25 protein-coding genes are annotated in these 20,905 nt (G+C 68.7%); 11 read left to right on the forward strand and 14 right to left on the reverse strand.

Annotated features, from left to right (window positions below):
• The first annotated feature begins 8 nt into the window (after positions 1 to 8).
• The 3 genes from ASF45_RS23785 to ASF45_RS23795 are packed head-to-tail and all read left to right on the forward strand — an operon-like array spanning position 9 to position 1,931.
• Complete coding sequence (locus tag ASF45_RS23785) at positions 9 to 341, forward strand: 4a-hydroxytetrahydrobiopterin dehydratase (protein WP_056668976.1); 333 nt, start codon at positions 9 to 11, stop codon at positions 339 to 341.
• Positions 334 to 1,233 (forward strand): phenylalanine 4-monooxygenase, encoded by a 900-nt coding sequence (gene phhA, locus ASF45_RS23790; protein WP_056668979.1) that lies wholly within the window; start codon positions 334 to 336, stop codon positions 1,231 to 1,233. Before ASF45_RS23785 ends, phhA begins: the two co-directional genes overlap by 8 nt.
• Positions 1,230 to 1,931, forward strand: coding sequence for an SDR family NAD(P)-dependent oxidoreductase (locus tag ASF45_RS23795; RefSeq protein ID WP_056668981.1), 702 nt, complete (start codon positions 1,230 to 1,232; stop codon positions 1,929 to 1,931). Before phhA ends, ASF45_RS23795 begins: the two co-directional genes overlap by 4 nt.
• A gap of 16 nt (positions 1,932 to 1,947) precedes the next feature.
• On the opposite strand, the gene bamE is transcribed toward ASF45_RS23795, so the two are convergent.
• Positions 1,948 to 2,421, reverse strand: a complete 474-nt coding sequence (gene bamE, locus ASF45_RS23800) for an outer membrane protein assembly factor BamE (RefSeq protein WP_056668984.1) — start codon at positions 2,419 to 2,421, stop codon at positions 1,948 to 1,950.
• A gap of 80 nt (positions 2,422 to 2,501) precedes the next feature.
• On the opposite strand from bamE, the gene ASF45_RS23805 reads away from it, so the two are divergent.
• Entirely contained in the window at positions 2,502 to 2,708 is a 207-nt protein-coding gene (locus ASF45_RS23805) for a DUF3460 family protein (protein WP_056668986.1), read from the forward strand.
• A gap of 66 nt (positions 2,709 to 2,774) precedes the next feature.
• The gene (locus tag ASF45_RS23810; protein WP_082551262.1) at positions 2,775 to 3,575 is read left to right on the forward strand and encodes a ScpA family protein; all 801 of its coding nucleotides are present in this window, start codon (positions 2,775 to 2,777) and stop codon (positions 3,573 to 3,575) included.
• On the opposite strand, the gene ASF45_RS23815 is transcribed toward ASF45_RS23810, so the two are convergent.
• From ASF45_RS23815 to ASF45_RS23830, 4 genes are all read right to left on the reverse strand, one after another.
• Complete coding sequence (locus ASF45_RS23815; RefSeq protein WP_056668992.1) at positions 3,576 to 4,568, reverse strand: NAD(P)H-dependent glycerol-3-phosphate dehydrogenase; 993 nt, start codon at positions 4,566 to 4,568, stop codon at positions 3,576 to 3,578. It lies immediately after the preceding gene.
• Positions 4,569 to 4,573: 5 nt separating this feature from the next.
• Complete coding sequence (gene secB / locus ASF45_RS23820) at positions 4,574 to 5,047, reverse strand: protein-export chaperone SecB (RefSeq protein WP_056668994.1); 474 nt, start codon at positions 5,045 to 5,047, stop codon at positions 4,574 to 4,576.
• An 87-nt stretch (positions 5,048 to 5,134) separates the two neighbouring features.
• Positions 5,135 to 5,395: a glutaredoxin 3 gene (gene grxC / locus ASF45_RS23825; RefSeq protein ID WP_056668998.1), complete on the reverse strand. Its 261-nt coding sequence runs from the start codon at positions 5,393 to 5,395 to the stop codon at positions 5,135 to 5,137.
• The gene (locus tag ASF45_RS23830; protein ID WP_056669001.1) at positions 5,395 to 5,805 is read right to left on the reverse strand and encodes a rhodanese-like domain-containing protein; all 411 of its coding nucleotides are present in this window, start codon (positions 5,803 to 5,805) and stop codon (positions 5,395 to 5,397) included. Before ASF45_RS23830 ends, grxC begins: the two co-directional genes overlap by 1 nt.
• A 124-nt stretch (positions 5,806 to 5,929) precedes the next feature.
• Here ASF45_RS23830 and gpmA point away from each other — a divergent pair, with 124 nt between their 5' ends.
• The 3 genes from gpmA to ASF45_RS23845 all read left to right on the forward strand — a co-directional run bounded on the left by gpmA (position 5,930) and on the right by ASF45_RS23845 (position 9,043).
• Positions 5,930 to 6,676 carry a 2,3-diphosphoglycerate-dependent phosphoglycerate mutase gene (gene gpmA / locus ASF45_RS23835; protein ID WP_056669004.1) on the forward strand — a complete coding sequence of 249 codons (747 nt, stop codon included), beginning with the start codon at positions 5,930 to 5,932 and terminating at the stop codon, positions 6,674 to 6,676.
• Positions 6,677 to 6,789: 113 nt separating this feature from the next.
• Positions 6,790 to 8,226, forward strand: a complete 1,437-nt coding sequence (locus ASF45_RS23840; protein ID WP_056669007.1) for a S41 family peptidase — start codon at positions 6,790 to 6,792, stop codon at positions 8,224 to 8,226.
• Between the two features lie 67 nt (positions 8,227 to 8,293).
• Positions 8,294 to 9,043 (forward strand): HesA/MoeB/ThiF family protein, encoded by a 750-nt coding sequence (locus ASF45_RS23845; RefSeq protein WP_056669010.1) that lies wholly within the window; start codon positions 8,294 to 8,296, stop codon positions 9,041 to 9,043.
• Positions 9,044 to 9,047: 4 nt separating this feature from the next.
• Here the strand turns inward: ASF45_RS23845 and ASF45_RS23850 are convergent, their stop codons facing one another.
• Positions 9,048 to 9,539, reverse strand: coding sequence for a thermonuclease family protein (locus ASF45_RS23850; protein WP_082551243.1), 492 nt, complete (start codon positions 9,537 to 9,539; stop codon positions 9,048 to 9,050).
• A 62-nt stretch (positions 9,540 to 9,601) separates the two neighbouring features.
• Here ASF45_RS23850 and ASF45_RS23855 point away from each other — a divergent pair, with 62 nt between their 5' ends.
• From ASF45_RS23855 to ASF45_RS23865, 3 genes are all read left to right on the forward strand, one after another.
• Positions 9,602 to 11,311 (forward strand): SulP family inorganic anion transporter, encoded by a 1,710-nt coding sequence (locus tag ASF45_RS23855; protein ID WP_056669963.1) that lies wholly within the window; start codon positions 9,602 to 9,604, stop codon positions 11,309 to 11,311.
• 106 nt (positions 11,312 to 11,417) lie between these two features.
• Positions 11,418 to 12,188 carry a GGDEF domain-containing protein gene (locus tag ASF45_RS23860; protein WP_156473166.1) on the forward strand — a complete coding sequence of 257 codons (771 nt, stop codon included), beginning with the start codon at positions 11,418 to 11,420 and terminating at the stop codon, positions 12,186 to 12,188.
• Positions 12,189 to 12,198: 10 nt separating this feature from the next.
• Entirely contained in the window at positions 12,199 to 13,026 is an 828-nt protein-coding gene (locus ASF45_RS23865; RefSeq protein ID WP_056669013.1) for a MinD/ParA family protein, read from the forward strand.
• Positions 13,027 to 13,050: 24 nt separating this feature from the next.
• Here ASF45_RS23865 and ASF45_RS23870 read toward each other — a convergent pair whose 3' ends face one another.
• From ASF45_RS23870 to ASF45_RS23905, 8 genes are all read right to left on the reverse strand, one after another.
• Complete coding sequence (locus ASF45_RS23870; RefSeq protein ID WP_056669016.1) at positions 13,051 to 13,293, reverse strand: hypothetical protein; 243 nt, start codon at positions 13,291 to 13,293, stop codon at positions 13,051 to 13,053.
• An 89-nt stretch (positions 13,294 to 13,382) separates the two neighbouring features.
• Positions 13,383 to 14,156 (reverse strand): DUF429 domain-containing protein, encoded by a 774-nt coding sequence (locus ASF45_RS23875; protein WP_235581018.1) that lies wholly within the window; start codon positions 14,154 to 14,156, stop codon positions 13,383 to 13,385.
• Between the two features lie 65 nt (positions 14,157 to 14,221).
• Complete coding sequence (locus tag ASF45_RS23880) at positions 14,222 to 14,665, reverse strand: type IV pilin protein (protein WP_056669019.1); 444 nt, start codon at positions 14,663 to 14,665, stop codon at positions 14,222 to 14,224.
• Positions 14,662 to 18,126 (reverse strand): pilus assembly protein, encoded by a 3,465-nt coding sequence (locus tag ASF45_RS23885; protein WP_056669023.1) that lies wholly within the window; start codon positions 18,124 to 18,126, stop codon positions 14,662 to 14,664. Before ASF45_RS23885 ends, ASF45_RS23880 begins: the two co-directional genes overlap by 4 nt.
• A gap of 11 nt (positions 18,127 to 18,137) precedes the next feature.
• Positions 18,138 to 18,896 (reverse strand): PilX N-terminal domain-containing pilus assembly protein, encoded by a 759-nt coding sequence (locus tag ASF45_RS23890; RefSeq protein WP_063887771.1) that lies wholly within the window; start codon positions 18,894 to 18,896, stop codon positions 18,138 to 18,140.
• A complete protein-coding gene (locus tag ASF45_RS23895) occupies positions 18,893 to 19,690 on the reverse strand; it encodes a PilW family protein (RefSeq protein ID WP_063887772.1) in 798 nt (265 codons plus the stop codon). The genes ASF45_RS23890 and ASF45_RS23895 overlap by 4 nt, the downstream gene beginning before the upstream one ends.
• The gene (gene pilV, locus ASF45_RS23900; protein WP_056669032.1) at positions 19,687 to 20,337 is read right to left on the reverse strand and encodes a type IV pilus modification protein PilV; all 651 of its coding nucleotides are present in this window, start codon (positions 20,335 to 20,337) and stop codon (positions 19,687 to 19,689) included. The genes ASF45_RS23895 and pilV overlap by 4 nt, the downstream gene beginning before the upstream one ends.
• Positions 20,328 to 20,864, reverse strand: a complete 537-nt coding sequence (locus ASF45_RS23905) for a GspH/FimT family pseudopilin (RefSeq protein ID WP_082551244.1) — start codon at positions 20,862 to 20,864, stop codon at positions 20,328 to 20,330. The genes pilV and ASF45_RS23905 overlap by 10 nt, the downstream gene beginning before the upstream one ends.
• Positions 20,865 to 20,905 lie beyond the last annotated feature (41 nt).

Raw genomic sequence — 20,905 nt, forward strand, 5'->3', positions numbered from 1 at the left:
AGTCCGAGATGAGACTGTCCCCCGCCCAACTGCAGCCGCTGCTGGTCCAGTTGCCCGCCTGGCAGGCCGATACGGAACGCGGCGGCACGCTGTCGCGCCGCTTCCTGTTCCGCGACTTCGCGCAGGCCATGGGTTTCATGTGCCAGATCGCGGTGCACGCCGAGAAGCACGACCACCACCCCGAGTGGTTCAACGTCTACAACCGCGTGGACGTCACGCTCACCACCCACGACGCGGGCGGCCTGTCGCTGCGCGACATCCGGCTGGCCCGCACCATGGACCAGGTCGCCGCGGCGCTCGCGCAGCAGGCCGCCCCCTTCGAGGAGCACGCGCATGCATGAAGCCGATCCCACCGCCAGCACCCTGCACGGCCTGGCCGGCGGCGGCCCGCGCCCCGAGCGGCCCGACTGGACCATCGCCCAGGACTGGGACCGCTACACCGCGCAGGAGCATGCGGTGTGGAAGACCTTGTTCGAACGCCAGAGCCGGCTGCTGCCCGGCCGGGCCTGCGCCGCCTTCGTGCGCGGCATGGCCGAACTGCCGCTGTGCGCCGACCGCATCCCCGACTTCGAGGAGCTGTCGGAGGTGTTGATGCAGCGCACCGGCTGGCAGGTCGTGGCCGTGCCCGGCCTGGTGCCGGACGACGTGTTCTTCGAGCACCTGGCCCACCGGCGCTTTCCCGCCGGCCAGTTCATCCGAAAGGCGCATGAGCTCGACTACCTGGAGGAGCCCGACGTCTTCCACGACGTGTTCGGCCACGTGCCCATGCTGATGAACCCGGTGATGGCCGGCTTCATCCAGGCGTACGGCCAGGGCGGCCTGCGCGCCAAGTCGCTCGGCATGCTGGAGCAGTTGGCACGCGTGTACTGGTACACGGTGGAATTCGGGCTGGTGCTGGAAGAAGGTGCCCCGCGCATCTACGGCGCCGGCATCGTGTCCTCGTCCACCGAGACGCGGTTCTCGGTCGAGGACGATTCGCCCAACCGCGTGCGCTTCGCGCTCGAGCGCGTGATGCGCACGCGCTACCGCATCGACGATTTCCAGGAGACCTACTTCGTGCTGGACCACCTCGACGACCTGCTGGCCCTGGCCCAGGTCGACTTCGCCCCCTCCTACGCGCGCGTGCGTGGCGCCGCCGAGCACGCGCCCGGCGAGCTGCTGCCGGGCGACACCGTGCTGGCGCGCGGCACCGGCCGCTACCACGCGCGCAAGCGCCAGCAGGTGACCGCATGACGGCGCCGGCACCCGTGGTGCTGGTCACCGGCGCCGCCGGCCAACTGGGCCAGGCCGTGGCGACCCATTTCCACCAGGCCGGCGCGCGCCTGCTGCTGCTGGACCGCGATGCGCAGGCGCTGCAGCGCCTGTACGGCGCGCTGCCAGGCGCGGTGCTGGTCGAAGCCGACCTGCTCGACCGCCCGCAGCTGCTCGGCCGCATCGCGCTGGCTTGCCCCGCACCGCAGCGCATCGACGTGCTGTGCCACCTGGCAGGCGGCTTCCGCATGGGCGAGGCGGTGCACATGCTCGCTGACGGCAGCTGGGACCTGCTGATGGACCTCAACGCGCGCAGCCTGCTGCACGTGGCGGCCGCTGTGGTGCCGCGCATGCTGGCCCAGGGCGCCGGCCGCATCGTGACGGTGGGCGCCGGTGCGGCGCAGCGCGGCGCGGCCCACATGGGCGGCTACTGCGCGTCCAAGAGCGCGCTGATGCGGCTGACGGAATCGATGTCGGCCGAACTGCGCGACCAGGGCATCCAGGTGAACTGCGTGCTGCCCTCGGTGATCGACACGCCCGACAACCGCGCCGCCATGCCCGAGGCGGACGCCTCGCGCTGGGTCGCGCCCGCGGCGCTGGCCGAGGTGATCGGCTTCCTCGCGTCCGACGCGGCGCGCGCCGTGCACGGGGTCGCGCTACCGGTCAGCGGCCGGGTGTAGCGGCCATGCGGCGCCGTTACTGGACCTTGTTCTCCGGCGCCTGCGGGTCGAGCATGGAGCCGGTGCGCAGCACCCGGTAGTCGGTGTTGAAGACCACGCTGAACACCATCGAGGTGTTGGGCGCCTGCAGGTAGCGCCAGTCGTAGACCACTTCGCGCTGCAGGTCGTAGGGCGTGATCTTCATCGGCTTGCCGAGCATCTTGCGCACGTCTTCCATCATCATGCCGGGCTGCACCTTGGCGAAGTTCTCGGGCGTGAGCACCTGGCGCAGCGCGCTCATCTTGCCGTCCGGGCCGATGGTGATCATGTAGTTGCGGTGGCCGGCGGGCTGGCGGTTGTACTCGAAGGTGCGGCCGCCGCCCGGCGCATCCCAGATCTTCTCGGGCTCGCCGAACTGCTTGCGCACGTCGGCCTCGGTCGCCACACCCTCCTCCAGCGCATCGATGCGCTGCGGGTCGCAGCCCAGCAGCGACAGGCTTGCCAGCGCCATGGCAGTCCACCGCGCCAATCCGTTCCAACGCGCCGCCATGCCGCCCCCCTTAAAATCCGCGCCTTCGAAAGGTTCAGTGTATGTCCATCTTCCGCCGCCCCGATTACAAGTCCGAAGCCACGCAGTTCATCGACCAGCTCAAGGCCCAGCAGCCCGACCTGGAAGCGCGCCAGCGCGCCGGCCGCGCCCTGCTGTGGGACAAGGCGGTGGACCGCACTGTCTGGACCGAGTTCCGCCAGGGCCAGGTGGCCCAGAAGCCCTACGTCTACCAGACCGACAACAGCTGATCGACGCAGGCGCCACGCCGCGTGGAGTCCAAGCTGCTGCCACCCGCCCACGGCGAGGCCGCCCCCATGCCGGAGGTGGTGGACCAGGTGGCGCTCGCGCGCCTGTACGGCGAGCCGCTGTTCGCCATCCCGCAGGACCTGTACATCCCGCCCGATGCGCTGGAAGTCTTCCTGGAGGCCTTCGAAGGCCCGCTGGACCTGCTGCTCTACCTGATCCGCAAGCAGAACTTCAACATCCTCGACATTCCCATGGCTGCCGTGACGCGGCAGTACCTGGCGTATGTCGACGAGATCCGCACGCGCAACCTCGAGCTGGCGGCCGAGTACCTGCTCATGGCGGCCATGCTGATCGAGATCAAGTCGCGCATGCTGCTGCCGCCCAAGAAGGCGGCCGAGGGCGAAGAGGCTGAAGATCCGCGCGCCGAACTCGTGCGCCGGCTGCTCGAGTACGAGCAGATGAAACTGGCGGGCGCGCGGCTGAACGCGCTGCCGCAGTTCGGCCGCGACTTCCTCAAGGCCCAGGTCACCATCGAGCAATCGCTGCAGCCGCGCTTTCCCGACGTACACCTGGTGGACCTGCAGGAGGCCTGGCGCGACATTTTGAAGCGCGCCAAGCTCGTACAGCACCACCGGATCACGCGCGAGGAGCTGTCCGTGCGCGACTACATGACCCAGGTGCTGCGCACGCTGCAAGGCCGCAAGTTCGTCGAATTCGAGGAACTGTTCAACCCGGAGAAGGGTTCGACCGTGCTGGTCGTCACCTTCATCGCGCTGCTGGAGCTGGGCAAGGAAACGCTGGTGGAGATCGTGCAGGCCGAGGCCTTCGCACCGATCTACGTGCGCCTGGCCTACACCGCCACCAGTTGACTACACGCCGTCGGCGGCCGGCTCGCGGCCCATCAGCGCGGCCACGGCCTGCTGCGGCTGCAGTTGGCCATCGAGCAGGGCCAGCACGCTTTCAGCGATCGGCATCTCCACACGCAGCGCGCGAGCCCGTTGCACCACGGTGCGCGCGCTGTAGACGCCTTCGGCCACATGCCCCAGCGAGGCCACGGCCTCGTCCAGCCGCATGCCGCGCGCCAGCAGCAGGCCCACCTTGCGGTTGCGGCTGAGGTCACCCGTGGCCGTCAGCACCAGATCGCCCAGACCCGACAAACCCATGAAGGTCTCGGCGCGCGCACCCAGGGCCAGGCCCAGCCGCGTCATCTCCGCCAGGCCGCGCGTGACCAGCGCCGCCCGCGCATTGAGCCCCAGCGAGAGGCCGTCGCACAGGCCCGTGGCGATCGCCAGCAGGTTCTTGACGGCACCGCCGACCTCCACACCGGGTACGTCGTCGCTGCTGTAGACGCGCAGCGTGGGGCCGTGGAAGGCCTGGACCAGCGCCTCGCGCAGCGCCGCATCGGCGCTGGCGGCGACCAGCGCGGTCGGCTGGCCGGCCGCGACCTCCTGCGCGAAGCTGGGGCCGCTCAGCACCCCGAACGGCGCCTCGCCGACCACGGCATGGTGGATCTCATGGCCGAGCAGACCGGCGCCGCCGGCCTCGAAGCCCTTGCAGAGCCAGGCCAGCGGCCGACCCAGCGGCGCGAGCTCGGACAGCATGGCGCGCAGCGCGGCCATGGGCGTGGCGATGACGAGCAGGTCCTGGTTCGCGCACAGCGGCGCCAGCGGCCCGTCGGCCAGCAGCAACGGCGCCGGCAGCGGTGTGTCGGACAGGTAGCGGGTGTTGCGGCGCTGCGCGCGCATCTGCGCCACCTGCGTGGCGTCGCGCGCCCACAGGTGCACGCTGCGCCCCGGGAGCCGGCTGGCGTGCACGGCCAGCGCCGTGCCCCAGGCGCCCGCGCCCAGCACGGCGATCTTCATCGGCTTTACTGGATGACCGGGGCTGCGCCGTTGGCGGCGGTGGCCTGCTGGGCCTGCTGCTGCTCGTACATGGCCTGGAAGTTGATCTCGGCCAGGTGCACGGGCGGGAAGCCGGCGCGCTGGACCAGGTCGGCCACGTTGCCGCGCAGGTAGGGGTAGACGATCTGCGGGCAGGCGATGCCCATGATGGCGCCCATCTGGTCCTGCGGCAGGTTGCGGATCTCGAAGATGCCAGCCTGCTTGGCTTCGACCAGGAACACCGTCTTGTCGCCGCCCACGCGCGTGTGCACGGTGGCGGTGACCGTCACTTCGTAGATGCCATCGGCCACGTTGTTGCCGTCCACGCCCAGCTGGATGTCGACCTGGGGTTGCTCCTGCTGCAGCAGGATGGCCGGCGAATTGGGCTGCTCCAGCGAGGCTTCCTTCAGGTAGATGCGCTGGATCTGGAACACGGGAGCTTGGGCTTGGGTCTCGGCCATGGAGGTCTTTCGGGTGTCAAAAAAAGCCCGCCGGGGATGCTTGCGCGGCGGGCGGCAGTCAGCCGATCATTATGGCCGAGCGCCGTGTCAGCTTCCCTGCAGCAGCGGCACCAGGCCGCCGCGGCTGTCCAGCGCGATCAGGTCGTCGCAGCCGCCCACATGGGTGTCGCCGATGAAGATCTGCGGCACGGTGCGCCGGCCGGTCAATTCCATCATCTTGCTGCGCTCGGCCGGATCGGTGTCGACGCGGATCTCCTCGATCTGCGCCACGCCCTTGGCCTTGAGCACCTGCTTGGCGCGGATGCAGTAGGGGCACACCGCTGTGGTGTACATGCGCACGGCCTGCATCAGGCCTTCTCCACCGGCAGGCCGGCGTCGCGCCAGCCCTTCATGCCGCCGGCCACGGCCTGGGCCTTCTCGTAGCCCAGCTTCTTGGCGGCCGCCACGGCGCGGTTGGCGCGCGCGCCGGTCGGGCAGACCAGCAACAGCGGCACGCCCTTGTTCTTGACCACGTTCGACAACTTGGCGTCGAGCTGGCCGAAGGGCACGTTCTTCGCACCGACGACATGGCCCGTGGCGAACTCCGCCTCCTCGCTGACGTCGACCACCACCGCCTTTTCACGGTTGATCAGTTGCACGGCACCGGCCGGCGTCAGTGCCGAGGCACCGGCGGCACCGGAGACCATGGGCCACAGCAGCAGGCTGGCGGACACCAGCGCCACGGCGAACAACATCCAGTTGTCGATCACGAAATTCATGCAGAGGCTTCCTCGTTGGGACCGCGGCCGATCTGGCCTGCGGGTCGACGATTCTAAAATGCCCGGTTTCGGTACGCTGCGTGCGCCGACCCAATTCCCTCTCGCTCTCCGAACCTTCACCACCATGCACAAACTCGTCCTGATCCGCCACGGCGAATCGACCTGGAACCTCGAGAACCGATTCACCGGCTGGACCGACGTCGACCTGACGGAAACCGGCGTCGAACAGGCCAAGAACGCCGGCCGCCTGCTGCGCGCCGAAGGCTATGAATTCGACGTGGCCTACACCAGCGTGCTCAAGCGCGCCACGCGCACGCTGTGGCACACGCTGGACGAGATGGACCGCACCTGGCTGCCCGTGGTGCACAGCTGGCGCCTGAACGAGCGCCACTACGGCGCGCTGCAGGGTCTGAACAAGGCCGAAACGGCCAAGCAATACGGCGACGAGCAGGTGCTGGTCTGGCGCCGCAGCTACGACACGCCGCCGCCGGCGCTGGAAGCCACCGACCCGCGCAGCGAGCGCGGCGACCTGCGCTACGCCAAGCTCGCGCCTGAGCAGATTCCGCTGACGGAGTGCCTGAAGGACACCGTGGCGCGTGTGCTGCCGTTCTGGAACGAAGCCATGGCGCCCGCCATCCAGTCGGGCCGCAAGGTGGTGGTGGCCGCGCACGGCAACTCTATCCGGGCGCTGGTCAAGTACCTGGACGGCATCTCCGACGCCGACATCGTGGGCCTGAACATTCCCAACGGAATTCCGCTGGTTTACGAGCTGGACGCAGGTCTGAAGCCGATCCGCCACTACTATCTGGGCGATGCCGAAGCCGCGGCGCGCGCTGCCGCCGCGGTGGCGGCACAGGGCAAGAAGGCCTGATTTCAGTGAACGGCCTGTAAAGGCCGAAAATTCTCCGCTGTTCATGCGGAACCGGCCCGCGATCCGGCATTCCAATCGCTTATTTGTCGGAACCTGTCTGGGGATTGCTCGCTATGGGTCAGAAACTGAAGATCGCAGGCTGGGTGGCAGCCGGTGCCCTGGCAGGGGCGATGACCACCGTGTCGCTGCAGACCGTGGCGCGCGGTGCCATGGCACCCCTGCCGCTGGAAGAACTCCAGCAGATGGCCGCCGTGTTCGGCATGATCAAGACCGACTACGTCGAGCCGGTCGACGAGAAGAAGCTGATCAGCGACGCCATCTCGGGCATGGTGGCCAGCCTGGATCCGCACTCGCAGTACTTCGACAAGAAGACCTTCAAGGAATTCCGCGAAGGGACCACCGGCCGCTTCGTCGGCGTGGGCATCGAGATCACGCAGGAAGACGGCTTGGTCAAGGTGGTCTCGCCGATCGAAGGCTCGCCAGCCTTCCGCGCCGGCCTCAAGCCCGGTGACCTGATCACCAAGATCGACGACACGGCCGTCAAGGGCCTGTCGCTCAACGACGCCGTCAAGCGCATGCGCGGCGAGCCCAACACCAAGGTCGACCTGACCATCTTCCGCAAGGACGAGAGCCGCACCTTCCCGGTCTCGATCACGCGCGAGGAGATCCGTACCCAGTCGGTCAAGGGCAAGGTCGTGGAACCAGGCTACGCCTGGGTCCGCCTGAGCCAGTTCCAGGACCGCACGGTGGACGACTTCGCGCGCAAGCTCGAGGAAATCTACAAGCAGGAGCCCAACCTCAAGGGCCTGGTGCTGGACCTGCGCAACGATCCGGGCGGCCTGCTCGACGCGGCGGTGGCTGTCTCCGCGGCCTTCCTGCCCGAAGGCGTGACCGTGGTGTCGACCAACGGCCAGTTGGCCGACAGCAAGTTCACCTACAAGGCCGCGCCCGAGTACTACCTGCGCCGCGGCGGCTCCGATCCGCTCAAGCGGCTGCCGGCTGCGCTCAAGACCGTGCCCATCGTGGTGCTGGTCAACGAGGGCTCGGCCTCGGCCAGCGAGATCGTGGCCGGTGCACTGCAGGACCACAAGCGCGCCACCATCATGGGCAGCCAGACCTTCGGCAAGGGCTCGGTGCAGACCGTGCGCCCGCTGGGTCCGGACACGGGCCTGAAGCTCACCACGGCGCGCTACTACACGCCAAGCGGCAACTCGATCCAGGCCAAGGGCATCGTGCCCGACGTGATGGTCGACGAGACCGAGGAAGGCAGCCCGTTCGCCGCCCTGCGCACGCGCGAGGCCGACCTGGAGAAGCACCTGAACAGCGGCCAGGGCCCCGAGGTCAAGGATCCGGGCCGCGAGAAGGCCCGCGAGGAAGCCCGCAAGCGGCTGGAAGAGGAAGCCAAGAAGCCGGTGTCCGAACGCCGCCCGCCCGAGTTCGGCTCGGACAAGGACTTCCAGCTGGCCCAGGCCGTGAACCAGCTCAAGGGCGGCCCGGTGCTGGTCAGCAAGACCTTGGTCGAGCGCCCGGCGGAGAAGAAGGAAAACTGATCCCCGCCACTGCCGGCCCAAGCCCCGCGTCGCGGGGCTTTTTCTTTGCTGCCGCCACAATCCGGACATGACCGACGACCAGCTCCTGCGCTACTCGCGCCACATCCTGCTCGACGAGATCGGCATCGAAGGCCAGCAGCGCCTGCTCGATGCCCATGCGCTGGTGGTGGGCGCCGGCGGGCTGGGCTCGCCGGTGGCGCTGTACCTGGGCAGCGCCGGGGTCGGCCGCATCACGCTGGTCGACGACGACCAGGTCGACCTGACCAACCTGCAGCGCCAGATCGCCCACAACATGGCGCGGCTGGGCCAGCCCAAGGCCGACTCGGCGCGCGCGGCCATCGCGGCGCTGAATCCCGAGGTGGCGGTCGAGGCCGTGGCGCAGCGCGCCGACGCGGCGCTGCTGGACCGCCTGGTGCGCGAGGCCGACGTGGTGCTGGACTGCTGCGACAACTTCGCCACACGCCAGGCCGTCAACGCGGCCTGCGTGCGGCACGGCCGGCCGCTGGTCTCGGGCGCGGCAATCCGCTTGGACGCGCAGCTGGCGGTGTTCGACACGCGCGACGCAGCCTCGCCCTGCTATGCCTGCGTGTTCCCGCCCGACAGCGCCCCCGAGGAAGCACGCTGCGCCACCATGGGCGTGCTGGCGCCCCTGGTCGGCGTGATCGGCAGCCTGCAAGCGGTGGAGGCGCTGAAGCTGCTCAGCGGTGCCGGCCCTTCGCTGGCCGGGCGCCTGCTCATGCTCGATGCACGCCAGCTGGAATGGACCACGCTGCGCGTGCCCAGGCAAGCGCATTGCCCGGTGTGCGCCAGCCGCTGAGGACTCACCCGCACGGGCCGTGCGCGCGGCGGAACGCGTAGGGACGCTGCGCCCCGGCATCGGCAAACAGGCCGCGGCGGGCAGCGCGTGCTTCGCGTTCTTCCTCGGCGTAGGGTCCGGGGCTGTTCCGGTAGCGGTACGACCAGGCATGGCCCGTGCGCACCATGCGGGCCGCCACGTCCTCGTCCGCATGCCACAGGCGCGCCAGCAGCCGTCCGTAGTCGTCGTGGCGCAGCGGCTGCACGCGCACCGCAAGGCCGAGCAGCTCACGCTGCAGCGCGGACCGCGCCTCGGCGCCATGGGCCTGGCACAGCTCCGGGGCATCGATGCCATGCACGCGGACCTTGCGCGGCGCGCCGCCATCGGCCGGCCGCACCCACAGCGTGTCGCCGTCGCTGACGTAACTGACCACGCCCCACCATGCATCGGCGGCATGCGCCGGTGCGCACAACAGGCTTGCAAGCGTCCAGCACAGGGCGGCGAGAGAACGGAACACGACAGGCGAGGAGACAGACGATGGGAGAATGCGCCGCCCGCAGCACGCCGGGCCCCTGCATGATGCCCGAAGCCCCGCACCCTCCCGCTCGCCGGCCCTGGCGCCGCTTCTTCCCGTTCCTCGCCTGGCCCAGGCCCGGCCGTTCCACGCTGCAGGGCGAGGCCATGGCCGGCCTGACGGTCGGCATGATGGTCATTCCCCAGGGCGTGGCCTATGCCGCGCTGGCCGGCATGCCGCTGGTGACGGGCATCTACGCCTCGCTGCTGCCGGCGCTGATCGCGGTGCTGTTCTCGGCCTCCACCCGGCTGTCGGTCGGCCCCACGGCGCTGAGCTGCCTGCTGATCGCTGCCTCCTTGTCCGGCATGGCCGAGCCTGGCAGCCCGCAATGGGTGAACCTGGCGGTCTGGCTGGCGCTACTGTCAGGCCTGCTGCAGGTGGTGCTGGGCCTGGCGCGCTTCGGCTGGCTGCTCAACGTGGTCAGCGCGCCGGTGCTCATGGGCTTCACCCAGGCCGCCGCCGTGCTGATCCTCCTGTCGCAGCTGCGCGACCTGCTGGGCCTGCCGGCCGACTGGCATGCCGCGCAGCTGGCGCAGCAGGTCAACCCGGGTGCGGCCTTGTTCGGCATCGGTTCGCTGGTGCTGCTGGTGCTGTCGCGTCGGCTGTCGCCCAAGCTGCCGGCTGTGGTGCTGGTGGTGCTGGCCGCCGCGGCCATCAGCTGGGCCATCGGCTTCGAGGCCACGGGCGGCGCAGTGGTGGGTACGTTGCCGGCCGGCATGCCGCAGCTGTACCTGCCGCAGTGGCCGGGCTGGCAGGACTTCAGTCGCTTGCTGGTGCCGGCCCTGGTGATCACGCTGATCAGCTTCCTGGAGACCGCCTCCAGTGCCAAGGTCGACAGCCAGAAGGGCGGCCAGCGCTGGGACCAGGACCAGGACCTGATCGGCCAGGGCCTGGCCAAGCTGGCGTCCGGCCTGTCCGGGGCGTTTCCCACCAGTTCCTCGTTCTCGCGCTCGGCGCTCAACCTCTACGCCGGCGCCCGCACCGGCTGGGCCACCATCGCCTCGGTGGTGGTGGTGCTGGCGGCCCTGGTCTGGTTCACGCCGCTGTTGCACCCGGTGCCGCAGGCGGTGCTGGCGGCCATCGTCGTCGCGGCCGTGATGGGCTTGGTCAAGCCGGCAGCGTTCGTGCAGCTGTGGCGGGTGTCGCGCGTGGAGGCCGTCACGGCCGGCGTGACCTTTGGCGTGACGGTGCTGTCGGCACCAGCGCTGTACTGGGGCGTCATCGCCGGCCTGCTCATGAGCCTGTCGCACTTCCTGTACCAGCGGCTGCACCCACGCATCATCGAGATCGGCCTGCACCCGGACGGCAGCCTGCGCGACCGCCACCTCTGGCACCTGCCGCCGCTGGCGCCCCGGTTGTGCGCGCTGCGCATGGATGGCGGGCTGGATTTCGCCTCGGCCAACGCCTTCGAGCGCGCCGTGCTGGAACACCTGGCCGCGCACCCGGACGTGCGCCACGTCTGCGTGTTCGCGCTGTCCATCAACCACATCGACGCCACCGGCGTGGAGATGTTCGGCCAGCTGCGCAAGGGGCTGCGCGAGCGCGGCATCTGCCTGCACATCGCCGGCATGAAGCTGCCGGTCGAGCGCGTGCTGTTGCGTGCCGGCCAACTGCCCGCGGCAGGCAGCACGCCCGATCCGTTGCTGCGCCTGTACCGCACCGACGCCGAAGCGCTGGCGGCGCTGCAGCACCCGAGCATGCAAAAGCCGGCCTGAAACACGGGTCGATCCGCCTGTTTTTCCGGCGTTCGGCAGCGCCGCGTGACAGCGCCGCAGCCGGACCGCGCTGGTAAACTGGCCCGGTTCAACCCCCCACCCATCTGTGATCCATCCGGCCCCGTCCAACCTGGTCGACCTGCACGAGTTGCGCCTGGATGCGGCGCGCGCACAGTTGGCCCGCGCCGGCACGGTCGAGCTGCCGCCAGCCGATGGCGATGCCACCACCTATCTGCAGGCGGTGATCGATGGCCTCAACGAACTCTCGCTGAAAGACGCGCTGACCGGCCTGTCCAACCGGCGCCAGCTCGAGCAGGTGCTGGAGGCCGAGATCGACCGCGTCGCCCGTTCGGGCGAGGCAGCGCTGCTGCTGATGCTGGACATCGACCACTTCAAATCGGTCAACGACAACTACGGCCACATGGCCGGCGACCAGGTGCTGCAGGCCGTGGCCCAGGCCCTGGCCGGCTGCATCCGCCCCATGGACACCGCCGCGCGCTACGGCGGGGAAGAGTTCGCCGTGGTGCTTCCCAGCTGCCAGCCGGCCTTCGGCCAGGTGGTGGCCGAGCGCATCTGCCGCACCATCGAGGCCACGCCGATCCGGGTGTCGCCCAGCGTGGACCTGCGCGTGACGGTCAGCATCGGCGGTGCGTTCGCGCTGCAGTGGATCCGCTCCACCACCGAACTCTGGATCGACCGTGCAGACCAGCAGCTCTACGTGGCCAAGACCGGTGGGCGCAACCGGCTGTGCCTGGAGGAGCAACCCGACAGCACCGTCAGCGCGGAGGAAAAACACTTGCTGTTCGGCCATCTGGCCGCCGCAGATCCTGCCTGGATCGACATGAGTTCTGGCGTCGCCCCTGGTGGCGCTGTGTAAGAGGAACACGATGAGCGATCCCTCCCCCCCCAAGTCCGTGCCGCCGGCGCTCGGCGCCAGGGTTCTGGCCGTCACCAGCGGCAAGGGCGGCGTGGGCAAGACCTTTGTGTCGGCCAACCTGGCGGCCGCACTCGCCCGGCGCGGCCAGCGCGTGCTGGTGCTGGACGCCGACCTCGGCCTGGCCAATCTCGATGTGGTGCTCAACCTGCACCCCAAGATCACGCTGCACGACGTGTTCACGGGCAAGGCCACCATCGCCGAGGCCATCGTCAAGGCGCCGGGCGGCTTTTCGGTGCTGCTGGCTGGCTCGGGCATGGTCGAGTACTCGCGGCTCACGCCCGAAGTGCGCGACGAGTTCCTGGGCGTGATCCGCAGCGTGATGCCCAACTACGACGTGCTGTTGCTCGACACCGGTGCCGGCATCTCCGACGTGGTCCTGTTCGCGGTGTCCCTGGCCTCCGAAGTCATGGTCGTGGCCACGCCCGAGCCGACCTCGCTGACCGACGCCTATGCCGCCATCAAGGTGCTGGCCACCCAGCACAAGCGCCAGCATGTGCGCATGGTCATCAACCAGACCGCCCGCCCCGGCGATGGCCGGGCCATCACCTCGCAACTGCAGCAGGTGCTCGACCGTTTCGTGACCAGTGCCACCGGCCGCTCCGTGCGCCTGATCCACCTGGGCGACATCCCGGCCGACCCGACGGTCCGCGAGGCCGTGATGCGGCGTCAGTTGCTGATGGTCAGCGCCCCCGGCTGCCCCGCCGCCATGGCCGTCACCGAACTGGCGCGCAAGCTCGACGAGACGGTGATCTCCCGCGCCGACGGCGCCGCCAACTGAAGCTGCTGCGGCGGCAACGCGGCGTTACTTGCGCCAGCCGCGCGGCTCCAGCGGCGCGTGCGAGGTGTCCCATTTGGACTGCGGCGTCATGACCTCGCCGCAATGTTCGCAGCGCCTGCCGGCATGATCGGCCTGCTCGCCGCAATGCGGGCACGGTGCCAGATGCGCTGGCGGCCGTGCCTGCGGAACGAAACCGACAGCCCGCGCCACGGCAATGCATTTGCGCGCAAAACCACGCAAGCCCCGGTTCGGATCGGTATCGGTCATTCAGGCACTCCTCGCAAGAAACTACATTTTTGCAAGACGCCAACGAATCGGCAACATGAAACGCGCACTCTTCAACCAGATGATGGAGGCTACGCGGTCAGGATCCAGCCCTCCAGCGGATCGCAGCCGGCCGGCATGCCGAAGCGGGTGTCGCCGGCTGCATGCCTGGCCTGCGCCCATGCGGCCTGCACCAGGCACAGCGTGGCGTCGAGCAGGTCGCCACTGCCGTCGTCCAGCATGGTCGCCCGCGCTGCCGGCGGCAGCACCAGGCGCAGGCCCAGGCGGGGCGCGCCCGCGCCCTCGCACAGCACGGCCAGCAGGTCGGCGCGCGCCTGGCGCCGGGCCAGTGTCTGGCGCAGCGGATCGTCGCTCTTGTAGCTACGACGGCCGCCCAAGGTTTCGCGCGCAAGCAGGCCCGGGTAGGCCTCGAGCGCCACGCGCCGCCGGTCGCCATCGGCCAGTCCGGGAAGGTGCACGCCGGCCGCGCGCAGCAGCGGAACGCCGGCATGCAGCATCCAGGCGACAGGTGGGTTGACCCACTTCATCGACGGACTCGCCCCTGCCGGGCCGTCGGTCGCGCGGTGGGCGAACTTGCCGCCCACCGGGCGGGCTGCGCAGAAGGCCTGGAACAGGGCGCGCAGCTGCGGCCGCGTGAGGCTGGCGTAGTGCGCCATGCAGGCGGCCCAGTCGGTCGGCCAGTCCAGCGCCAGCACCAGTTCGCGCGGCAGGCCGAACGGCAGGTCGAAGCCGCCGACCCAGTCGGCAGGCCGGGCCAGCCAGGCGCCGAAGTCCGCCAGCGTGGTGAAGCGTTCGAAGCGGTCCAGCCGGACGGTGCGGCCATCCAGGTGGCCGAGCGCCAGCACGATGGGTTTGCGGCGCGTGGGGCTGCTGCTGAAGTCGCAGCCGAGCAGCGTTGGCGGGGAAACGGTCAGCGGCTCCAGCAGTTCTGCACGCTCTCGGTGCCCGATACACCCCGCACACCCGTGTGGGTCAGCGTGAAGTTGCCGCATTTGTCGCCAGCCTGGGCACCCGCGGGCGTTGCAGTCAGTGTGAACGTCCGGCCTTCGTCTGTGGTGACGCCTGCGCTCGCCGGCGATGCCAGCGTGATGGTGTAGCGCCCAGACTGTATGCGGCCCATCGCAACGGGAAACGCGGCTGTCAACGGGTAGCGGCCCGAGGCCGTGGCTGACCGTTCCATCCACTGCGCCGCCTGCAACAAGGCGGCCCGCGCCTCGGCGCGAGCACCACGGCGCACGTACTCGGTGTAGTTCGGCAGGGCGACGGCCACCAGGATGCCGGCGATGGCCACCGTGATCATCATCTCGATCAGCGTGAAGCCACGCGCGGCGCGGCGCAAGCGTATCTGGGTCATTGCAGTTGGCGCCAGTTCGGGCGCAGCGGGATTTCGGGCAGGCGCGCCAGCTTGTCGGTCCGGTCGTTGCCGACACGGATTTCCTTGTTGCCGGCCGTCACACGGTTTTCGGCACTGGACGCCGTCATGCGGGAGGTGTAGCCGTCGGCCGCGGTGTAGAGGCCATCGCCGTTGGTGTCCATGACCTGCACCGAGGGCCGCAGGCCATCCATGATGTTGAGCAGCGTGCGGTACTTCTGCACCGCGGTGGAGGCTGGCTCGCACGATTCGCCCGTCGTGCTGCCACCCGATGCGGGCACCTCGGAAATCAACTCGATGATGTTGCTGCTGTCGTAGAAGCCCATCTGTGCCAGCACGCGTTCGCCACTGGCCGGCAGATTCAGGTACCAGCCCTTCTTGGCCCCCGTGCCGGTGTAGGCAACGGCGTTCTGGCTGATCGTCCAGAAGGTGCGTGAGGTGCTGACACCGGAGCCGGTGACGGACGTGCCCACGGTCTGCTGCACCAGGCTGCTCACGCCGCTGCCGACCGGCGTGGCCGCCCCGCCGCTGTCGTCAACCACCACCTTGGTGGACTCGATCTTGTAGCGGGTGCTGTCCAGCACCGAGTAGATGCTCTGCACCGAGGTGTCGGTGCGGTCGCCTTCGGTCAGGTTGCGGCCCGTGCCGAACGCCACCATGAGACCGATGACATTGCGCTCGTTGGCGCGCACGATAGGGGGCGCCGTGATGGGCTGCACCGAGCTGACATTGCCGCTCGTGTAGGACGCCGTGTAGAGCGGCTGGCCCGAGAAGTCCACCCGCCAGTCGGTCTGCGCGGCCTTGGTCACGTCGAACTTCCACAGGTTGCCACGCAGGTCGCCGGCATACACGAGATCGACCGTGCCATTGCCGTCCAGATCCACGAGGCGCGGTGCCGACAGGCCGTTGCCGGTCCCCGTCGCGGCGCTCGCGACGATCTTGAGCAACTCCTTGCCGCCATCCAGGTACTGGATCAGCAGCGCCGGCCGCTCGTTCGTGCTGTTGTAGCCATTGCCCATGACCACGGCCCAGCGTCCGTTGTTCATGCGTGCGATCTGCGTGCTCTTCAGTGCGTTGGTGTCGTCCACCACCGGCGGCGCGAAGATGTGGCCGATGTCCGCATCCTCGGTGGTCGCGCCGGCCACCGAGGTCTTGTCCATCACCACCAGCGTCGCGGCTTTGGTCTTCACGAAGTCATTGGCCAAGCTGCTGCCGGTCTGGGAACTGCCAGGATTCGTCACATCGAGCACGAAATAGCCCTTGCCCCCCGCCCCGAGCGTGCCGACCAGCATGGTGCGCCAGTCCGGCGTGGCGGTCGTGCCCACGTTCACGTCGCCGCTGAACGGCGAGCCGTCCACGTAGTAGCGGTGCGAGTAGCTCGGGCGTGTAAGTTCGGGCAGGTTCGCAATCACCCCCTTGGGCACATAGGCGATCTTCTCGCTGCCGTCCACACCGGAGAAGCCGTGCAGCATGCCGTCGTTGCCCCCCACGTAGACCATGGGCAGCCGCTTGGCATAGGTCTTCGCGAACGCGGCGTAGCTGTCGAACGCGTAGTTGCTGACCGGATCGGCCACGTACCAGAGCGCAGAGTTGACGATGTCGCCCTGGCGCGACTTGCGCAACCGGAAGGGCGTGCTCTCGTAGGTCTTGCCGTCCTGGGTCAGGTCCCCACGGATGAACTTCAGGCGCTGTTCGGCCGCGGCATCGGACACCGTGCCAGCCCCTTCGACCTTGAGCAGATTCTTCTGCGCCGTGCTGAGCCCGCTCAGCACCGGCGTCGACGTCGCGTCCTGCGTCCACTGGAACGAGGTACCACGCGCGCCGGACTCGCTCCAGGTCAGGATCAGGCGGTTGGGAATGTCTGCCGCCGCCAGCGCATCGAGCTTGTTGGCGGTCGTGACGTTGGCCGGCGTCGTGTTCTGTGTCCCCCAGCCGGCATCGGGCGCGGTGCTCACGACGCCCGTTGTCGGGTCCTGCGACAAGGTGTCCGCGAGCACGTACCCGCGCCAGTCCTCGGCCAGATAGCCCGAGGTGTACTGCGTGGTCGCACTGCGCGAGATCGAACCCGAGGCGCTGGCGAAGCTGGAAACCGGCGTGCTGTTGTCCGCGATGATCTTGCTGAAGATCTCGCGGAAGGCCGCGACCAGGCTTTCGGCCGAGGTGCTGGCGATGAACTTGCCACGGCTGTTGATCGCCATGTGCCAGAGCTCGGTCTTGCGGGCATCTTCGTTGGTGCTCGCGGCGTCGAGGTTGAGGTTGTTGCTCTCCTCCAGCGACAACGTGGACACACTGCCGTTCGGCCCCTTGAAGGGATTGGGCCAGGCCGTCCGGGCGCCGATGCCGGCGATCATGTCGGGCAGCGAGCCGCCAAAGTTGTCGTTGGTGCTCAGGTCCCACTGCGGATACCCGGCATAGGTCAACGCCGTCCGCCATTCGGCCGCGTCGCCAAAGCCGATGGTGTAGGTCGTCATGTGCTGCCAGGTCGCCGGATTGTTCCTGGGGTTCCAGTACTCTGGCAACGCGTAGCCCGAGAAGGTCTCCGTGCCGCTGCGCTCGGTCAGCTTCCTCAGGTTGTTGGTCAGCCCCGGCGCCAGGTCCGTGGCCCAGTAATAGAACGCCAGGTCGGCCAGCGTGCTGACCGGGTAGCCGCTGATCGTCCGGCCCCAGCTGTCCCGGTAGATGCGGGTGTTGGCACTGGTCACGTCGTACAGCGTCCCGTCGGGCAGTGTTCGGTTGGTGCCATCGACGTTGGGCGCTGTGGTGCCGGAGGGCCGGGCGACGTCCGTGCCGTGGGATGCAAACGAGAAGTTCCAGCCGCCGTCGGTCATCAGTACGTTGTAGGAGCGGCGGCAGGACAGCACCGGGTTGCCCAGCGTCGTGCCCGGCACATTGGCCCAGGGACTCTCGGCGTTGGTGGTCGATCCGTTGGCCAGGTAGTCCCCGGCGGCGATGTAGGCGTGGTGCGTCGGCGTGGAGCCGGAAGCCGTCAGGTTGACCGAGGTCTTCACGCCCGGCGTGCCGACCCAGTTCAGGAAGTTGGCACGGTGAGTCGCGTCCAGCACGCGCATGCGGTTCAGGTTGCCGCAACCGCCCGAATTCGACGGGATGCTGCGGCAGTTGTTCATGGTGTTCCAGGCCAGCCGGATCGAGCCATCCGGGATGTTCTGCGCACTGGCATCGAACAGGGTGCGCAGTGCCGTCTTGAGCGCGTACATGCGCGAGGTGGTGCGCGTTTCGTTCTGTGTCGTGCCGCCACCCGTGTAGTAGCCCATGCTGCCCGAATCGTCGAGCGTCAGTATGACGTTCGGTGCCGGCTGGCGTACGGCACCACCGGCCGGATACTGCACCAGCGCCAGCTGGTCGGCCCATGCCGCCGGCGGCATGCCGATGGCCGCGATCAGCACGCTCACCAGCGTGCGCCTGGCCCAGAGTTGTTCGCGCATCGTGGCCTCCTTCAGTTTCTGAGCTTCTGCCGTACAAAGGTCGATTGCAGCACGACCTGCGTGCGCGGCTTGAGACCGCGCGCCACGGCAGTGATGCGGTAGACCACGCGCGGGTCGAGATTCAGCGCCAGGATTTGGTCTGCATTGGTGATCACGCTCGACTGCGATTCGGTGTACTGCATCACCTCGACCCAGTACCAGGCGCCCCGCTCGGCGCCCTGCGTCGAGCCACGTTCACTGAGCAGCGGATTGCCGACGGTGGCTGGCAAGGCCCCCGTGTACTCGCCATAGCGCGCGCCGACGTTGTCGACCAGCCATGGCTGGATCAAGGCCTGGGTGGTCCAGAAGTCCTGGGCACCGGTGCGCATGAGGCAGATGCCATTGCGGCACGACGGAGCGGCGGCATCCGCCGACTTCAAGCTCGTCACCATGCGCTGGAAATCCGCAATCTCCACCGGATAGGCCACGGTGTCGCCCATCCGGCATACCTTGACGTCGGTCGCACTGGCGACGCAGGCCGTGCCGTCAGCGCGCGCACCCTGGATGTCCAGCTCCGCATCCTGGACCATGGCCTGGGCGGCTTCGAAGGCGCGCTGGTAGTCCGCGTCGTTGCCGACGATGGTTTCGTTCACGAGCGAGGTGCGGAAGGCCCACAGGGCCAGCAGCGAGGACAGCAGCACCACGATCATGACGACCAGCAGCGAGATGCCGCGCTGGCGCGCACGGCTACCGCAGGCAGTCGCGGCAGTTGCGACAGTTGCCGGCGTCACCGCACCGCCCCCTGGCTGCGCATCTGGAAGGTGTTGCGCAACACGATGCGCATGCGGTTGCCCATGGCCGCCTCGGCCTGCCCGCTCACCCAGCTGCAGTTGCGGTAGGTCGCACCGGCGGTATCGATGTTCTCCTCGCCGAAGATCTCCAGGCAGACATCCACGGCTACGACCAATGGCCAGTCCGCTGCCGTCATCGAGCCCGATGCGACCCGCCGCATGTTGGCACCGGCCGCATTGATCGTCTGCAGCACATAGCGCACCTGGAAGTCCGCCACATTGCCGATCAAGGTCTCCACCGAACCGTCGGAGCCCACGCAGCGCAGATTGCCCGTCGCACTGTCCAGCTGGAAATTGCTCTGGACCACGGCCGTGGAAGAGCGCTTGCCCAGACAGTCGGCTAGCAGCGACTGCTCCGTTGCACTGCCATTCACGGACTCGGTGTAGTTCTGGTAGCCGGCTTGCAGCGGCGAGCTGGTGTCGGCCTTCAGCGCGCCGTTCGCGCGGTCGAACGAGGTTTCGAACGCCACCCGCTGGGACGGATCGGCCGCCGCCCCCGATGCCGCGCCGAACGCCATGTTCAGACGGATGGAGCCGGCCTGGCGCAACTGCTGGCCGATCACGCGCAGCGCGTAGGCCCCTTGTTGCTGCAGCTGGCTGGCATCGCTGACCGTGCCGGACACACTGCGCGACACCAGCAGCGCGCCCAAGGCCACGGCGATGGTCATGAGCCCGATCGCCAGACCGACCAGCAACTCGAGCAGCGTGACCCCGGACTGTCTGGAACGTGTCATGGGCAGTACAGCGCGGGATTGGCGGCATCCCCTGCCGTGTAAGGCATGCAGCGCAGCGTGGGCTGCAGGTACTGCAGGTGGCAGGTCCGGTTGTCCGGGCAGCTCACGGTGGTGGTGCCGGAGGCCGCGCCGGTACTCACGGTGGGCTGTGCGAACGGCGCCTTGTAGGCCTGGGTCTCGGCCGCGTCGGCACCTTCCCGCTCGTTCTCGCGCCAGCTGATCATGACGCCCAGCTGCGTGCGCACATTGGAAGCCGTACTGGGAGCCACGGCAAACACGGCAGCATCGCCGAGCGGCATGGTCGCCGCCACATTGGCCTTCCACTGCGCGATGTCGGCCAGCGCCATGTCGGTCGGCGCACAGCCGGTGGACGTCGCACAGTTCGGCGGCGTGGCGCTGATGGCGCCCCAGCCAGCCGTGTAGTTGGTCAGCACGGCCGTCGTCAGCGCAGCCGGGTTGGCTTTCATGCGTTCGCTCAGGTCCTCGATCAGTCGGATCGCCTGGGCCCGGCGCACCGCCGTCTGCGTGTCGGACAGTGTGCGCAACTGCACACCGAGGATGCCCAGCACGCCGAGCGCCACCAGCACGATGGCGATCATGGATTCCAGCAGCGTCACGCCACGCTGGCGCCGGAACATCAGTCGCATGTGCTGGCTCCCGCCTTGGTACGGATGCGGCCACCGCCGCCCAGACAGACGGCCGACTTCACGGTGGAGCCGCTGCGCGTGGAAGCGACCACGAAGACCAGCGAACCGCCCGCCGTCAACTCGCCCCAGCGCGTGAGCGCGAACGATGCCCCGGAGGCGTTCGCGTTCGTGACGCTGACGCCATTGGTGGGCGGCGAGACACGCAACACATTGGTGCCATCGAACACCGTCCAGCCGCAACGCCAATCCGCCACGCTGGTGGGCAGGGCGCACTGCGCGGTTCCAGGCGTGCTGCGCGCCACCGACACATTGCCGCCTTGCTTGACGGCTTCCGACCGTGCGTAGGCAATGGTCGCCGTCATCTCCTCCGCCGCCTGCCGCACCCGCCAGCGCTCGATCACCGGCACCATGCTGGGTCCGGCCAAGGCTGCCAGGATGGCAAGGATCGCCACGACCACCATGAGCTCGAGCATGGTGAAGCCGCGGGCCGCAGGAAGAAGGGAATGGCCACGGAATGGGCGAATCATGACTGTGCGAATGCTAAACGCCCGACCCACCGAAACAAGCG

Source organism: Pseudorhodoferax sp. Leaf265 (assembly GCF_001422365.1).
In the GTDB taxonomy this organism is placed as follows: Bacteria; Pseudomonadota; Gammaproteobacteria; order Burkholderiales; family Burkholderiaceae_C; genus Pseudorhodoferax.